Raw genomic sequence first — 15,225 nt, forward strand, 5'->3', positions numbered from 1 at the left:
CGGTGGGGCTGATCACGCTGTTCCGCGCGATGATCCTGTCGAAGTTGGCGGATTGAGGTGGGATTTTCTCCCACCCGTTCGCCCTGAGTAGTGGCTGAGCCTGGCGAAGACGCGTATCGAAGGGCATGGCTCGGCGCTGGTCCTTCGACACGGGCCTTCGCCAGGCTCAGTCCCTGCTCAGGACGAACGGTTCTGGAGGCGCGGGTCTTGAAAATACGGGCAGGACGAACGGGAAGGCGCGCACCCCTCAGAAATCCGGCCGCAGCCTTACCCGCTGCACTTCCTTCTGGATCATCCGGCTGACGATCACGCTCGCCGAGATCGTGTAGATCACGAACCCCAGATACAGTACGGTCAGCACCATCTCGGTCTCCGGCGGCAGGCCGAAATCATCGGCCGCGAGCACCGCCCAGCGGAACAGCACCCACAGCCCGACGATGAAGAAGATCGCGCGCGCCTGGCCCAGCTTCACGAGGAAGCGGTTCCAGCGCCACCACAGCCCGCCCACCGGATTGCCCTTCATCTTGGCGGAGGCGAGCAGCGACAGCGCGTCGAGATCGTTGGGCGCCTGTGACAGCGCGGCCAGCGCGAGGCGCAGCGCCTCGGCGGTGTCGCCGCGCGCGAGCTGGACGTGACCCATCAGCACCAGCCCTTCGCTGTGGTGCGGGCTGAGGCTCAGGATGCGGCGCGCGGCGTCCTCGACGGTCTCGATGCGGCCCTGCTCGAGCGCGGCATAGCCCATCTCGGCGAGTATGTCGGGCGCATTGGGCGCGAGCGTCAGCGCCTGATCGAGGCTGGTCGCGGCCTCGGCGCGGCGGCCGGCGATGCGCAGCAGCTTGGCGCGCAGCAGATGGCCATAGGCTTCCTGCGGGTCGAGTTCGATCGCATGGTCCACCGCCGCCAGCGCCGCCTTGTTGCGCTGTTCGAGCAGCAGCACATGCGCCAGTTCGAGATGCGTCGCGTTCCAGGTCGGGGCATGCTCGATCGCGCGCTCCGCTTCGTAGCGGGCGCCCGCCAGCCGGTTCCCGAGCCGCAGCGCGCGCGCCAGCAGCAGGTGCGGATAGGCCTGGTCGGGCGCCACGGTCAGCGCGTCGCGCAGCGGTTCGATCGCGGCATGGCTATTGCCCGCGCGCATCAGCAGTTCGGCGCGGTCCATCGCCATCTGATAGGGATCCATGCTCACCCCTGCCGCAGATATTGGCGCAGCGCCGCCGTCCGCTCCTGCGAGACGAAGGCGGTGGCGATGAACATCAGCCCCGCGCCGATCGCCAGCACGAACAGATAGCGCGCCGCGTTGTCGCTGATCAGCCCGTTCCGCACCGACAGGTTGAGCGCGATCAGGCTCGCGAAATAGATCAGGATCGGGATCAGCGCGAAGGCGATCTCGCGGTTGCGGTGCGGGCCGTTCAGCGCCACCGCGTTGACCGCGACGAGCAGCAGCCCCCAGGGCAGGAAATATTGCCCGACGAGGAACACCAGTAGCGGCGGCAGCGCGATCTTCTGGAGAAAGCTCGGCCGCGGCTCGTCGACCAGCCGGTAGCGCAATGCATCGCTCACAGCCCGTGCGCCTTGATGAAGGCGGCGACGTCGTCATACTGGCCGCCCGCATTCGAATATTTGGCGTAGTTGCGCGCGGTGGTCAGCCATTCGAGCGTGGTCGGCTTCACCTCGCCGAGGGCTTCTGCCAGATGGCGCTGGCCGACCGGGCTCTCCGCACCGGACGCGAGCGCTTCCTCGATCGCGAGGTCGACTGCGGTGTTGACCAGATTCTCGATGTCGGCGCCCGAAAAGCCGGTGGTCTTCGCGGCGATCGCGTCGACATCGACATCGCCCGCCAGCGGCCGGCCTTCGAGCTGCAACTTGAGGATCTCGGCGCGGGCGACGCGGTCGGGCGGCGGTACGAACTGTACGCGATCGAAGCGGCCGGGGCGGCGGAAGGCGGAATCGACGCCCCACGGCATGTTGGTGGCGGCCAGGATCAGCACGCCCTCATTGTTGTGCGCGAAGCCGTCCATCTCGGCGAGGAAGGTGGAGACCAGGCTGACATGGCTCTGGTTGGCATTGCCGCTGCGGGTGCCGGCCAGCGCCTCGAGCTCGTCGAAGAACAGCACGGTCGGGGTGTCGCGCCTGGCATCGGCGAAGATCGCGGCGAGCTTGCGCTCCGCCTCGCCGATATATTTGTCGACCACGTCGATCACCGGCACGTTGACGAAGCGCGCCTCGCACTCGCCCGCGGTCGCGCGCGCAAGCAGGGTCTTGCCGCAGCCCGGCGGGCCGAACAGCAGCACGCCGCCGCCGGCCTTGCGGCGATATTTGGCGAACAGGGAAGGCTTCCTGAACGGCGTGATGATGCGCCGGGCGATCTGCTTCTTCACATCCTCGAGCCCGCCGACATCGGCGAAGCGCACCTGATTGTCCGCCTCTGCGAACAGCGCGCGGGCGGCGGCGGCCTCCTCGCGATCACTGCGCTCGGCGCCGCGCAGGCCGCGCGCGGCATGGACGAAACCGATTACGTTGGACGCGGCTTCGGGCGCTGCGGCGGCGCGTGCCTCGTCCAGCCGGGCGTCGATCTTCGGATCCTCGAGCACCGGATCGGCGGCGACCGCGGCGCGATAGTCGGTCTCCGCCTCAGCCAGCCGGCCGGCGACGAGCAGCGCATCGATGCGGACGGGGAGGAGCAGGCGCTCATCGCCGCACAGTGCGACGGCATCGAGCGCATCGCCGAGATCGAGCGCGCTGCGGGCGAGGCGTTCGCGCAGCGGAAGATCGAGGTCGGCGTCGAGCGCCGCGGCGATCACCGCGCGCTTGTCCGCCTCGCCGGTCGCGAGGTCGAGCGCCGAACCGAGGAGGCGCGTGTCGCCGGAGGCCGTAAAGGCGGCCAGCAATGCATCGATGGCAGGGTTGGTGGACAAGATTCTGCTCCTAACCCTGCCTACATAGCGGTGGCTGCGGGGCGGGCAACGGGCAGCGCGATCTCTTCGAGCACCTCGGCTTGCCTCTCAACCGTTCGTCCTGAGTAGGGACGGAGCCTGGCGAAGGCCCGTATCGAAGGACCGGCTCGGAGCGTGACTCTTCGATGCGCGGCTTCGACTTCGCTCATCCGCTACTCAGGGCGAACGGATTTGGGGAAATCGCGGTGCCGTGACCGGGAAAGGAAGGGCTCGGAAACCTAAGCCGCCCATGCTCCCACATCCGGCTCCTGCCCGATCAGTGCGAGGCCGTGCGCGATGGAGGTCAGTTCGCCGCCCGTCGCGATGCGCGCGTCGCCGAAGCGCGTCTGGAAGATGCGCCGGATCGCCGGGATCAGCGAGGAGCCGCCGGTCAGGAACACGCGGTCGATCGCGCCCGGCGCGACGCCCGCGCGGGTCAGCGCCTCGTCCACCGTCGCTTCGATGCGCGCCAGATCCTCGGCGATCCAGCCTTCGAAATCGGCGCGGGTCACGTCCGCGGCGATGTCCAGCCCGCCGCCGGCGAAGCGGAATTCGGCCTGGGTGTCGCTGGAAAGCGCGCGCTTGGTGGCGCCCACCGCGTCGTAGAGCGCATAGCCGAGCTCATTCTCGATCACCGCGATCATCCGGCCGATCGCGTCGCCGTCGGTGGCGGTGCGCTGCAGCCGGCCCAGCGCGTCCAGCGTCTTGCGGTTGCGCATCAGCGCGAGGCGGGACCAGTCGGCGAAGTCGGCGAACCAGCCGCGCGGGATCTCCAGCAGCTTGTCGAACGATCGATAGGTGCCGCCCTTGCCGAGCAGCGGCAGCACCAGCCGGTCGACGATGCGATAGTCGAAGCGGTCCCCGGCGATGCCGATGCCCGCCGAACCCAGCGGTTCGCAGCGCCGCGCGGCGCCGGGGGCGGCGATGCGGACGACCGAGAAGTCGCTCGTGCCGCCGCCGAAATCGGCGACGAGGATGGTGGCGGGCTCGGTGAGGCGCGAGGCATAGCTGAACGCGGCGCCCAGCGGCTCGAACACATAATGGATCTCGGTGCCGAACGCTTCGAACATCAGATCGTAGCGCTGGCGGGCGAGCGCGGCATCGGGCCGTGCGCCGACATATTCCACCGGCCGCCCGACCACGATCCGCGCCGGCCGCGCATCGAGCGCGCCGCCGGCGTGGGCCACCATCCGGTCGAGGAACATGCGGCCGAGGTCCTCGAAGCGGAAGCGCTTCTCGAACACGGTGGCATGTTCGAACGCCGTGCTGGCGGCCACCGACTTGAACGACTGGATGAAGCGGCTGTCGGCGGGAAATTCGAGATATTCGGCGATCGCCCAGGGCCCGGCCTCATGCGCGAGCCCGCCGCGCGGGCCATCGTCGTGCCAGAAGCACAGTGCGGAGCGGAACACCGCGCCGGTCGCGGGCTTTCCCTCGAGTTCGACGAGCCGCGACTGGCCGTCCGCGCCGGCGATCGCGGCGACGCTGTTGGTCGTGCCGAAGTCGAGCCCCAGGGCGGGGGCGGGGGCGCTGGGCATGGTGGCGGCTTCCGGGAAAGGGGGCGGCGGCCTATGGCATCGGGGGATTGGGGTGGCAAGCACTGCCTTCTCCCTCTCCCCTCGGGGGAGAGGGCCGGGGAGAGGGGGAGTCGCGCGGGGCGTACAGGCCTTGACCAGTCCGCACCGGGATGCGGCGCGCTCGCTTTGCGAGCGCAACCCCTCATCCAACTCCGCCTAATTCGCTTCGCTCATAAGGCTCCGTACCCTTCTCCCCCAAGGGGAGAAGGGAGGGACAGTAGACCCCCAAACCGCTTCCCGCTAAAGCGCCCATCCATTCCTTCACCCCGAAAGCAGGCGCCTTGACCCTCTACCCCCGTTTCGCCGCGCATATCGATGCCATCCTCGACACGCTCGCCGCCGAGGGCGCGATCCCGGCGGGGCTGGATCGACGCAACGTCACGGTTGAACCGCCGCGCGACGTTGCGCATGGCGATCTCGCGACCAACGTCGCGATGGTGCTGGCGAAGCCCGCGGGCATGAACCCGCGCGCGCTGGCCGGGCTGGTCGCGCCGCGGCTGGAGGCACTGGACGAGGTCGTCTCGGTCGAGGTGGCGGGGCCGGGGTTCATCAACCTGCGGCTGACCGATACGGTATGGCGCGCGCAACTCGACGAGATCCTGACGGCGGGTGCGGACTATGGCCGCTCGACGATGGGCGGCGGCAGCATCGTCAACGTCGAATATGTCTCGGCGAACCCGACCGGGCCGATGCACATGGGCCATTGCCGCGGCGCGGTGGTGGGCGATGCGCTTGCGGCGTTGCTCGAATATGCCGGCCACAAGGTCGTGCGCGAATATTATGTCAACGATGCCGGCGGCCAGGTCGACGTGCTCGCCCGCTCGGCGCACCTGCGCTATCGCGAGGCGCTGGGCGAGGCGATCGGCGACATTCCAGAGGGCCTCTATCCGGGCGATTATCTGAAGCCGGTGGGGGAAGCGCTCGCCGCCGAGTTCGGCGATGCCTATGTCGGCAAGCCCGAGGGCGAATGGCTGGTGCTGTTCCGCACCCGCGCGGTCGCGGCGATGATGGCGATGATCCGCGCCGATCTCGCGCTGCTCGGCATCCATCACGACCTGTTCTCGTCCGAGGCGGAGCTGCAGGCGGCGGGCAAGCCCGAGGCCGCCGAGGCGTGGCTGCGCGAGCGCGGGCTTGTCTATGACGGCGTGCTCGAGGCCCCCAAGGGCGAGACGCCCGAGGATTGGGAGCCGGTGGAGCTGCCCTTGTTCCGCTCGACGCAGTTCGGCGACGATCAGGATCGGCCGATCAAGAAATCCAACGGGCAATGGACCTATTTCGGCGCCGACCTCGCCTATCATTTCCAGAAGGCGCAATCGGCGGACGCGCTGATCGACATCTGGGGCGCCGACCATGCCGGCACCGTCAAGCGGATCAAGGCGGCGGTCGCCGCGCTGACCGAGGGCCGGACGGTGTTCGACGTCAAGCTGGTGCAGATGGTGCGCCTGCTGCGCAACGGCGAACCGGTCAAGATGTCCAAGCGCGCCGGCAATTTCGTGACCTTGGCGGATGTGGTGGACGAGGTCGGCAAGGATGTCGTGCGCTTCACCATGCTCACCCGCAAGGCGGATGCGCAGATGGATTTCGACTTCGCCAAGGTGGTCGAGGCGTCGAAGGACAATCCGGTCTACTATGTCCAATATGCCCATGCCCGCGTTCGGCGGATGAACCGCAAGCGCGTGGACGACGGCATTGCCGACGCGGCGGTGGATCTCGACCTGCTCGATGCCGAGGAGCTGGCGCTGGTCAAGCTGGCGGCGCAATTCCCGCGCACCGTCGAAGGGGCCGCGGCGGCGCGCGAGCCGCATCGCATCGCCTTCTACCTCTATGACCTCGCGGCCGCCTTCCACTCCGCCTACAATGCCGGCAATGATCGGCCGGAACGCCGCTTCCTGAGGGCGGATGACGCGGCGATCACCGCGGCCCGGCTGGCGCTGGCCAACGGGATCGGGCAGGTTGTCCGCAACGGTCTCGCAGTGATGGGCGTCGAGGCGGTCGAGGAGATGGGATGACGGAGCGTCAGGGCGGCAGGCTGATACTGGGCGAGGAAGATCGGCTGCCCTGGCTCGAGCCGGTGGCACCGGCCGAGGAGGATCCGGTCTCGCCGGTCAGCCTGGTCGCCTTCGTGATTGCCGGGCTCGCACTGATCGCCCTGATCGTCGGCGGGATCTGGTGGTACATGAACCGCGCGGAGCCCGGTGGAGACGGCACGCTGATCGCGGCGCCCCCGGGCCCCTACAAGGTCAAGCCCGACACGCCCGGCGGTATGGAAGTGGAAGGGCAGGGCGATGCGGTGCCCGCCGCCACCGAGGGCATCGACCCCGAGGGGCGGCTGGACATGGATGCGGTGCCCGAGACGCCGGTCGCCACGCCCACCCCGACGCCCACTCCCACCCCCTTGCCGACGCGCACGCCGACCCCCAAGCCCGGCGGCGTCAGCGCGCAGGTGCCGGATTCGAGCGGCCGGCTCACCGCCCCCGCGCCGTTGCGCCGCGCGGCCAGGCCGCGCGCCCCGGGTTCGGCGAGCGGAGGATCGCTGATCCAGCTCGGCGCGTTCGGATCGGCAGCGGAGGCCAATTCGGCCTGGACGCGCATCTCCAGGCGCTTCGCGTGGATCGCCCCGCTGAACAAGCAGGTCGTGGCGGTCGAGGTCGATGGCCGCACATTGCACCGCCTCCGCGTGGCGGCGGCGTCGCATGCCGATGCGGTGTCGGCATGCAAGCGGCTGAAGGTGGCCGGGCAGGATTGCCTGATCGCGGCGCAATAGGGGCAGGCGCATCGCCGAAGGCGCGGGCGGTTCCCGGCCGCGTGGTCATGGACCGTGCCGCCGACAGGCTTATATCATAAACTGGTATCGGCTGAGGAATCGCCAGGCCGTCCAGTGTCACGCGCGGTACCCATTTCGAGGGCTTCATCAAGTCGCAGGTCGAAAGCGGCCGCTATGCCTCGGCAAGCGACGTCGTGCGCGACAGCCTGCGCCGCCTGGAAGAGACGTGGACGTGATGCGCCGATCGCGGATGGTGACGGTGTGAGGCCCAGCTTGGCCACGGCCAAGACAAGCTATATTCCAAACCCGCATCCTCCGATCGATACTCAGCGCCCATGACCAGGATCGAACCAGACAGAACCCGCCTCGACGACACGTGGAATGTCGCCGCGATCGCCGGAGAGCTCCATGCCGCGCGTGAGGATTGGCGGGCCAAGCATCGGCGGCGGGGCGATGCGGGCTTCCCCTCGCGGCGCAAGCTCGAGGCGATCATGGCGGATCTCTCGGGGGCGCTGTTTCCGTTGCGGCTCGGTACCGGCACGGTGCGGCCGCACACCGAGTGCGACTATGTGCTCGAAACGCTCGACCGCGCGCTCGGCCGGCTGCGCGAGGAGGTGCGGTTCGAACTCGCGCATCGCGATGGCGCGGCGGGTGCCGATGACCGCGCGGGCGAGATCGTCGGCGGCTTTGCGGGGTGCCTGCCCGAGATCCGCCGGCTGCTCGATCGCGATGTCGAGGCGGCCTATGCCGGCGATCCGGCGGCGCGCAGCGTGGATGAGGTGGTGCTGTGCTATCCCGGCATCGCCGCGATCCTCCATCATCGCCTCGCACATCAGCTCCACCGGCTCGGCGCGCCGCTGGTCGCGCGGATCATCGCCGAAATCGCGCATTCGACGACGGCGATCGAGATCCATCCGGGCGCCCGTATCGGCCATAGCTTCTTCATCGATCATGGCAGCGGCGTGGTGATCGGCGAGACCGCGGTGGTCGGCGATCGGGTGCGGATCTACCAGGCGGTCACGCTGGGCGCGCGCAGCTTTCCCAAGGATGATGATGGCACGCTGGTGAAGGGGATCGCCCGCCACCCGATCGTCGAGGACGATGTGGTGATCTATGCCGGCGCGACCATCCTCGGCCGCGTCACCATCGGCGCCGGCTCGGTGATCGGCGGCAATGTGTGGCTGACCGAAAGCGTCGCCGCCGGCAGCATCATCCATCAGGCCTGCGCCGAACAGGAGCGGACGGTGGTGCGCAAGGGACGATGCCCGGACGCGCTCCCGGCGGGCCACGTCGTGGGCGGCGATGCCGCGCGCGTTCAGGACGTTGGTGCCGAGCCGTGAGGCGTCGGGTTCAGTTGAGCTTGCCGAGCAGCTCGACCATTTCCGGCGGCAAACGGTCGGTGCCGCCGCGATAGGCGGAGCGCAGGGCACGGGCCACCCCCTCATGCGGTGAGGGGGCGACAATCACCATGCGCTCCGACGGGCGGTCTGGTAGGTAATTGGACGCGTGTTGCTTCATTTGGCTCCTAACGCGCATTCACTGACTAAGTTGCTAGACGTTAACTCCGTTCGTCTAAAGCTGGCCTTGTTCCCTTCGTCCCGGCGGGGCTAGAGCGCGATCATGTCGATTGTCGAAGCTCTGGCGCGCGCCGAGGCGCATTCGCCTTTCCTGCGCCGGCTGATGGTGCTGCATCCACCGATCGTCGCGCTGCTCGAAGCGGGCCGGATCGACGATGCGCTCGCGGCCGCGCGCACCGCCGCCGGCGACGCCGGGAATGTGGCGCAGGCGTTGCGGATCGAACGGCAGGGCGTCGCGCTTGCGCTCGCCATCGCCGACCTCGCGGGCGTGCAAGATCTGACCGCCACCGTCACCCGCCTCTCCGATTTTGCCGACCGCGCGCTCGACATCGCGATCGCTGCCGCGATCCGTGAGCGCACCCCGGATGCCGAACCGCGGGGCTTCGCGGTGATCGCGCTGGGCAAGCATGGCAGCCGTGAGCTCAACTATTCGTCGGATATCGATCCGATCCTGATCTTCGATCCCGAGACGCTGCCCCGCCGCGGCCGCGAGGAGCCGGTGGAGGCGGCCGTCCGCATCGGCCGCCGCGTCACCGAATTGCTGCAGACGCGCGACGGCGACGGCTATGTCTTCCGGGTCGACCTGCGGCTGCGCCCGACGCCGGAGGCGACGCCGATCGCGCTGCCGGTGGAGGCGGCGATCGGTTATTATGAATCGAGCGCCGTCGCCTGGGAGCGGGCGGCCTTCATCCGCGCCCGCGCCGCCGCCGGCGATCGTGCGCTGGGCGCATCCTTCCTCTCGGCGATCCGCCCTTTCGTGTGGCGTCGCGCGCTCGATTTCGGCGCGGTGGGGGAAATCCGCGCGATGTCGCATCGGATCCGCGACCATCACAGCAAGGGGCAGGTCTTCGGCCCCGGCTACGACCTCAAGCGCGGCCGCGGCGGCATTCGCGAGGTGGAGTTCTTCGCGCAGATCCACCAGCTCATCCATGGCGGCCGCGATCCGGCGCTGCGCGTGCCGGCGACGCTCGATGCGCTCGCGGCGCTGGCGGCGGCGGGGCGGATCGATGGTCGGGAAGCGCAAGCGCTGGCGGCGGCCTATCGTCTGTATCGCGACGTCGAGCATCGGCTCCAGATGGTCGACGATCAGCAGACGCACACCTTGCCGCGCGACCCCCGGGCGATGGAAACCGTCGCCGCGCTCGACGGCAGCGGCGATGCCGCGGCGCTGGTCGAGCGGTTGCGCCCGCACGTCACGCGGGTCGGGGCAATCTACGATGCGCTCGAGGACGAGGATGCCGGCGAACTGCCGCAGGATCCCGAGCGGCTGGGCGAAACGCTGACCGAGGCCGGCTTCGCCGATTGCACGCCGGTGGTGGCGCGGATCGAGCGCTGGCGATCGGGGACCTTGCGCACCTTGCGCAGTCCGGCGGCGCGCGAGGCGCTGGAGGCGGTGCTGCCCGGTCTCGTCCAGGCGCTGGGGCAGGCGCCCGATCCGGCGGCGGCGTTCAACCGGCTCGACGACATCGTCGAGAAGCTGCCGAGCGCGATCAACCTGTTCCGCCTGCTCGAGGCGCGGCCGGGGCTGGCGGTGCAGCTCGGCGCGATCCTCAGCCACGCGCCGCCGCTGGGCCAGGATCTCGCCCGCCGCCCCGACCTGCTCGACGGGCTGATCGATGCCAGCGCGCTCGACCTGCCGGGGACGGTCGACGAACTCGCCGCCGCCTTCCGGAACGGTGAGCGCGGCGAGGATTATGAGGCCTTGCTCGATCGCGTACGACGGCAGGTGAGCGAGCGGCGCTTCGCGCTGGGCGTGCAACTCGTCACCGGCGCGCAGGACGCGCTCGATGTCGCGCGCGGTTATGCGCGCGTCGCGGAAGCGGCTCTGGTGGTGCTGGCGGATGCCGCGATCGCGACCTTTGCCGAGGCGCATGGCCGGGTGCCGGGAAGCGCGTTCGCGGTGCTGGCGCTGGGGCGGCTGGGCGGCGGCGTGCTCACCCACGCGTCCGACCTCGACCTGATCTATCTCCACACGGGGCTCGACCTTCAGGATTCGGACGGCCGCAAGCCGCTCGGGCCGTTCCATTATTACAATCGTCTCGCGCAGCGGATCAGCGCCGCGCTGTCGGTGCCGACCGCGTCGGGCCCGCTCTACGAGATCGACACGCGGCTGCGCCCTTCCGGCACGCAAGGGCCGCTGTGCGTCTCGCTCGACGCGTTCGAACGCTATCAGCGGGAGAATGCGTGGACGTGGGAGCATATGGCGCTGTGCCGCGCGCGGCCGGTCTATGGATCCGATGCGGCGAAGGGCGAGATTGCGGCGATCGTGCGCCGCCAGCTCGAAGCGCCGCGCGATGTCGGGAAATTGCTGGCCGACGCGCGCAAGATGCGGGCGGACATCGCCAGGCACAAGCCGCCGGCCGGGCCGATGGACGTCAAGCTGATCGATGGCGGGCTGGTCGATCTGGAATTTTGCCTCCACGTGCTGCAATTGCGCCATCGCACCGGGCTCGATCCCGATCTTGGCCGTGCGGTGCGGTTGCTGGTGGGGGAGGGGTTGTTGCCGCTGGCGGTGATCGGCGCGCACGAGATCCTCGCACGGCTGCTGATCACGCTGCGGCTGGTCGCGCCCGGCGGCGGCGAGCCTCCCGAAACCGCGCGTGCGCTGGTGGTGGGCGCCTGCCGCGCGGAAAGCTGGGAGGCGTTGCTGGCGGATTATGCCGCCGCGCGCAGGACGATCGCCGAATGCTGGCGGGAGATTTCGGCGTAACTCCCCTCGCGCTGTGCGGGCGGAGAGACTTGAGGAAGGAGACCTTGCATGCTCAACGAAGGCGATAGCGCGCCCGATCCGACCCTGCTGATGGCCGACGGCACCGAAAAGCCGGTATCCGCCTGGGCGGGCAAGCCGCTGGTTCTCTATTTCTACCCCAAGGACGACACCCCCGGCTGCACCACCGAGGCGAAGGATTTCAGCGCGCTCGGGGCAGAGTTCGCGGCGGCCGGCGTGGCGGTGGTCGGCGTCTCCAAGGATCCCTCCGCCAAGCACCAGAAATTCGCCGCCAAGCACGGCCTGACCATCGATCTTGCCACCGATGCGGACGACAGCGTGTGCGAGGCGTTCGGCACCTGGGTCGAAAAGTCGCTCTACGGCCGGAAATATATGGGCATCGACCGCGCGACGTTCCTGATCGACGCGGACGGCAGGATCGCCCGGATCTGGCGCAAGGTGAAGGTGGCCGGCCACGCCCGGCAGGTGCTGGAGGCGGCGCAGGGGCTGTGAGAGGCATGCCGCACGACGCCCTCTCCCCTCCGGGGAGAGGGTTGGGGAGAGGGGCAGTCGCGCCCGGCGTACAGCCCTGTCAAACCCGGCACTCCGCAGATCGTGCGTTGCCCGATCTTCCCCTCTGCCGACCTTTCGCCGGAGGGGAAAGGGGTGGTTTGGCATGACTCTCGCCCTGGCCTGCCGCGCGGTCCTCACCGCGCCCGACCCGCGCACCAAGACCATGCTCGCCCGCCGCACGGCGCGTGACTGGCGTCTCGGCCGGCTCGAGCACGCCTTCGACGTGGCCATGCCCGATGCCCCCGCGCGCCCGGCGCGGCCCGAACTCCTGCCGCCGTCCCGCATGCCCAGGCGCGGCAAGGCGGGGTCGTTGCGCAACCGCATCGCCTTGCTCCACGCGCTGGCGCATATCGAATATTCCGCGATCGATCTCGCCTTCGATCTCATCGGCCGCTTCGGCGCGCGGTTCCCGCGCGGGTTCGCGGACGACTGGCTGCGGGTCGGTGCCGACGAGGCCATGCACTTCGCGCTGCTCGACCGGCGGCTGCGCCAGCTCGGCAGCCAATACGGTGCGCTGCCCGCGCATGACGGGCTGTGGGAAGCGGCAGACGCCACGCGCGGGGATGCGCTCGCCCGGCTCGCCGTCGTGCCGATGGTCCTGGAGGCACGCGGGCTCGACGTCACGCCGGCGACCGCCGACCGGCTGGCCGCGCTGGGCGACGGTCAGAGCGCACGCATCCTGCAGCGCATATTCACCGATGAAATTCGGCATGTGCGCGCCGGCACAGCATGGTTCCTGCGTGCATGCGAATCATCTGGATTCGCACCCCACGCACATTGGCGTTTGCTGATCGGTGTCCATTTTCGCGGTGCGCTTAAGCCGCCGTTCAACGACTCAGCGCGTGCGGCAGCCGGTCTGACGCGGGATTTTTACGGCGTGCTTGATCCCCACGATGCCGCACCGCAAACAAGCCACGTCTGATGCGGTTGGGGCAAAATCCGCAAGGGATGGGGTTTCAAAAGCGGTGCCGATCCCCGTCGGCGCCGTAAATGGTCGCCGGGGATTTGATGCTGCTTACACATTCAAACAACACGGGAGCCGCTACACGGTTCCGTTCCTTTTTCAGGACGCGAGATTTTTTTCTCCACGACGGTTCGTCGTTGCGCCGGATTCGCATCGGCTTGAAGACCCAGGTCGCCGCTGCTGGTGCTGCGGCGATTTTGTTTTGTGGGTCGGCGGTCGGCGTCGCGCAGATGACCGGGATGGGTGCCGAGACGGCGGATGCCGCCACGGGATCGAGCGACGCGCAGGTCGCGCACATGCAGTCCAAGGTCGCTGCGATGCGCGCCGATATGGAAGCGGTGAAGCGGGCCGCGGCGGTTCACGCGATGCAGATGGAGCGCCGCCAGGCCTTCCTCGCCGCGGTTCTCGCCGGTGAGGACGATCCCAAGAAGCTCGCAGCGCTGCTGCCGCAGGAAGTCGGCACCCCCGATGGCACCGCCGCTTCGGTGGTTGCCCCCCTGCAGACGGTGGCGGGCGAGCAGGGCGCGCTGGCCGAGAAGGTCCGCGCCGCGACCGAGGCGCGCTACAAGAACACCGCCCGGCTGATCCAGAAGCTGGGCCTCTCGCCGCAGCGTTTCCATGTCTCGCCGGGTGCGATGGGCGGCCCTTATGAGCCGGTCGATGCCGCTGCCGCCAAGGCGGCCGAGGGCGATACCGACGCGCAGTTCAAGGCGCTGTTCCTCTCGTGGAAGAAGCTCGACCAGCTTGAGCAGGGCGTGATCGCGATCCCCTCGCAGAAGCCGGTCGACGATGTGAAGTTCACCTCCAGCTTCGGCGTCCGTTCGGATCCGTTCCGCGGCACCGCCGCGATGCACTCCGGCGTCGATATCCCCGGTTCGCATGGCAGCGCGATCTACGCCACCGCCGACGGCATCATCGGTCGTGCCGGCTGGGCGGGGGGCTATGGCAACCTGGTCGAGATCGAGCATGGCAAGGGCATCCAGACCCGCTACGGCCATCTGTCCAAGATCCTGGTGGCACCCAACACCCGCGTGAAGCGCGGTCAGTTGATCGCGCTGATGGGCTCGACCGGCCGGTCGACCGGCTGCCACCTGCATTATGAAGTTCGGGTCGACGGCCGCGCCGTAAATCCCATTCCTTTCATGCAGCAATCTGAGTATTTGGCCGACGTGCAGCAGCACGCGGATACGGCGAAAGTGGCGCTGGGCGGCCCGCTCAACAACTGAGGCCCCCGAAAAGACCCCTCTCGCCCGCACGGTCAGGGGAGGAGAAGGGGTCGCCCATTGCAGGCGACCCCCCACTCCCCTAAATTCAAGGCATGAACGCCCCTTCCATAGCCTTGACCGACAGCGCCGCCCGGCGCGTCTCCCAGATCGCCATTAAAACCGGCAAGGCGCCGATCCTGCGCCTTGCGGTGGAAGGTGGCGGTTGTTCCGGCTTCCAGTATCGGTTCGGCCTCGCCGAGCGCGTCGAAAGCGACGACGCGGTGACCGAGAATGGCGGCGTGACCCTGGTGGTCGATTCGATGAGCCTTGATCTCGTCCAGGGCAGCGCGGTCGACTTCGTCGAATCGCTCGGCGGCTCTGCCTTCCAGGTGACCAACCCCAATGCGACCGCCGGCTGCGGCTGCGGATCGAGCTTTGCGATCTGATCGCGCGGATGCCGACGGCATGAACGACCCCATCGCGCGCATTTCCGCCGCGGTAGTCCCCGAGCCTGCCGGCCATTATGCGCAGGCGACCGCGTGGCGCGATCTCGTCTTCGTCTCGGGCCAGCTCGGCCCGCGCAGCGATGGTAGCCATACCGCCGACCAGCCGTTCGAGGTGCAGGTCCGCCAGGCGCTCACCAACCTGCTCGCGATCCTCGCCGAAGCCGGCAGCGGTCCCGATCGGGTGCTGCGCGTGACCGCCTATATCGTCGGGGTCGAAAACTGGCCGGCGTTCAACCGTATCTATGCCGAGATGTTCGGCGAGGCGAAGCCGGCGCGCACCGTGGTCCCGGTGCCGGAACTGCACCATGGCTATCTGGTCGAGGTGGATGCGATCGGAACGCGCGGGTAATTCGCCGCCGCGGCGGTAAAATCCGCATGTGCAATATAGTGCACTCTCCGAAACGCGGTTTTCCTCCCCGGGC

At 68.8% G+C, this 15,225-nt stretch carries 15 protein-coding genes; 10 read left to right on the plus strand and 5 right to left on the minus strand.

Going from position 1 to position 15,225, the window contains the following annotated elements; genetic code table 11:
• Positions 1-247: 247 nt before the first annotated feature.
• The 4 genes from NX02_RS00515 to NX02_RS00530 form a co-directional block, all read right to left on the minus strand.
• Positions 248-1,177, minus strand: coding sequence for a tetratricopeptide repeat protein (locus NX02_RS00515; protein WP_025290260.1), 930 nt, complete (start codon positions 1,175-1,177; stop codon positions 248-250).
• A 2-nt stretch (positions 1,178-1,179) separates the two neighbouring features.
• Complete coding sequence (locus NX02_RS32935) at positions 1,180-1,557, minus strand: hypothetical protein (protein ID WP_025290261.1); 378 nt, start codon at positions 1,555-1,557, stop codon at positions 1,180-1,182.
• Positions 1,554-2,912 (minus strand): ATP-binding protein, encoded by a 1,359-nt coding sequence (locus NX02_RS00525; RefSeq protein ID WP_053000551.1) that lies wholly within the window; start codon positions 2,910-2,912, stop codon positions 1,554-1,556. The genes NX02_RS32935 and NX02_RS00525 overlap by 4 nt, the downstream gene beginning before the upstream one ends.
• Before the next feature lie 257 nt (positions 2,913-3,169).
• On the minus strand, positions 3,170-4,468 hold the full coding sequence (locus NX02_RS00530; protein ID WP_025290263.1) for an Hsp70 family protein: 1,299 nt from the start codon (positions 4,466-4,468) through the stop codon (positions 3,170-3,172).
• Between the two features lie 320 nt (positions 4,469-4,788).
• On the opposite strand from NX02_RS00530, the gene argS reads away from it, so the two are divergent.
• The 4 genes from argS (at position 4,789) to epsC (ending at position 8,611) form a co-directional block, all read left to right on the plus strand.
• Positions 4,789-6,516, plus strand: coding sequence for an arginine--tRNA ligase (gene argS / locus NX02_RS00535; RefSeq protein WP_025290264.1), 1,728 nt, complete (start codon positions 4,789-4,791; stop codon positions 6,514-6,516).
• Complete coding sequence (locus NX02_RS33845) at positions 6,513-7,271, plus strand: SPOR domain-containing protein (RefSeq protein WP_025290265.1); 759 nt, start codon at positions 6,513-6,515, stop codon at positions 7,269-7,271. The genes argS and NX02_RS33845 overlap by 4 nt, the downstream gene beginning before the upstream one ends.
• Before the next feature lie 146 nt (positions 7,272-7,417).
• The gene (locus NX02_RS31130) at positions 7,418-7,507 is read left to right on the plus strand and encodes a ribbon-helix-helix domain-containing protein (RefSeq protein WP_245648910.1); all 90 of its coding nucleotides are present in this window, start codon (positions 7,418-7,420) and stop codon (positions 7,505-7,507) included.
• Positions 7,508-7,606: 99 nt separating this feature from the next.
• On the plus strand, positions 7,607-8,611 hold the full coding sequence (gene epsC / locus NX02_RS00545) for a serine O-acetyltransferase EpsC (protein WP_025290266.1): 1,005 nt from the start codon (positions 7,607-7,609) through the stop codon (positions 8,609-8,611).
• 10 nt (positions 8,612-8,621) lie between these two features.
• Here the strand turns inward: epsC and NX02_RS33050 are convergent, their stop codons facing one another.
• Entirely contained in the window at positions 8,622-8,789 is a 168-nt protein-coding gene (locus NX02_RS33050; RefSeq protein WP_169787206.1) for a hypothetical protein, read from the minus strand.
• A gap of 102 nt (positions 8,790-8,891) precedes the next feature.
• On the opposite strand from NX02_RS33050, the gene NX02_RS00550 reads away from it, so the two are divergent.
• The 6 genes from NX02_RS00550 to NX02_RS00575 all read left to right on the plus strand — a co-directional run bounded on the left by NX02_RS00550 (position 8,892) and on the right by NX02_RS00575 (position 15,152).
• Positions 8,892-11,558, plus strand: coding sequence for a bifunctional [glutamine synthetase] adenylyltransferase/[glutamine synthetase]-adenylyl-L-tyrosine phosphorylase (locus tag NX02_RS00550; protein ID WP_025290267.1), 2,667 nt, complete (start codon positions 8,892-8,894; stop codon positions 11,556-11,558).
• A gap of 48 nt (positions 11,559-11,606) precedes the next feature.
• Positions 11,607-12,068, plus strand: a complete 462-nt coding sequence (locus tag NX02_RS00555; RefSeq protein WP_025290268.1) for a peroxiredoxin — start codon at positions 11,607-11,609, stop codon at positions 12,066-12,068.
• Positions 12,069-12,231: 163 nt separating this feature from the next.
• Complete coding sequence (locus NX02_RS00560) at positions 12,232-13,050, plus strand: ferritin-like domain-containing protein (protein WP_025290269.1); 819 nt, start codon at positions 12,232-12,234, stop codon at positions 13,048-13,050.
• A 200-nt stretch (positions 13,051-13,250) separates the two neighbouring features.
• Positions 13,251-14,318, plus strand: a complete 1,068-nt coding sequence (locus NX02_RS00565) for a M23 family metallopeptidase (protein WP_245648725.1) — start codon at positions 13,251-13,253, stop codon at positions 14,316-14,318.
• A gap of 92 nt (positions 14,319-14,410) precedes the next feature.
• A complete protein-coding gene (gene erpA / locus NX02_RS00570; RefSeq protein ID WP_025290271.1) occupies positions 14,411-14,743 on the plus strand; it encodes an iron-sulfur cluster insertion protein ErpA in 333 nt (110 codons plus the stop codon).
• A 19-nt stretch (positions 14,744-14,762) separates the two neighbouring features.
• The gene (locus NX02_RS00575) at positions 14,763-15,152 is read left to right on the plus strand and encodes a RidA family protein (RefSeq protein WP_025290272.1); all 390 of its coding nucleotides are present in this window, start codon (positions 14,763-14,765) and stop codon (positions 15,150-15,152) included.
• The last annotated feature ends 73 nt before the right edge of the window (positions 15,153-15,225 follow it).

The sequence above is a fragment of the Sphingomonas sanxanigenens DSM 19645 = NX02 genome (assembly GCF_000512205.2).
Classification (GTDB): Bacteria; Pseudomonadota; Alphaproteobacteria; order Sphingomonadales; family Sphingomonadaceae; genus Sphingomonas_D; species Sphingomonas_D sanxanigenens.

Coding starts and splice junctions, on each gene's coding strand:
- NX02_RS00555 (WP_025290268.1), top strand. CDS start 11,607: ATGCTCAACGAAGGCGATAGCGCGCCCGATCCGACCCTGCTGATGGCC.
- NX02_RS00560 (WP_025290269.1), top strand. CDS start 12,232: ATGACTCTCGCCCTGGCCTGCCGCGCGGTCCTCACCGCGCCCGACCCG.
- NX02_RS00515 (WP_025290260.1), bottom strand. CDS start 1,177: ATGGATCCCTATCAGATGGCGATGGACCGCGCCGAACTGCTGATGCGC.
- NX02_RS00550 (WP_025290267.1), top strand. CDS start 8,892: ATGTCGATTGTCGAAGCTCTGGCGCGCGCCGAGGCGCATTCGCCTTTC.
- NX02_RS33845 (WP_025290265.1), top strand. CDS start 6,513: ATGACGGAGCGTCAGGGCGGCAGGCTGATACTGGGCGAGGAAGATCGG.
- NX02_RS33050 (WP_169787206.1), bottom strand. CDS start 8,789: ATGAAGCAACACGCGTCCAATTACCTACCAGACCGCCCGTCGGAGCGC.
- NX02_RS00530 (WP_025290263.1), bottom strand. CDS start 4,468: ATGCCCAGCGCCCCCGCCCCCGCCCTGGGGCTCGACTTCGGCACGACC.
- NX02_RS00575 (WP_025290272.1), top strand. CDS start 14,763: ATGAACGACCCCATCGCGCGCATTTCCGCCGCGGTAGTCCCCGAGCCT.
- erpA (WP_025290271.1), top strand. CDS start 14,411: ATGAACGCCCCTTCCATAGCCTTGACCGACAGCGCCGCCCGGCGCGTC.
- epsC (WP_025290266.1), top strand. CDS start 7,607: ATGACCAGGATCGAACCAGACAGAACCCGCCTCGACGACACGTGGAAT.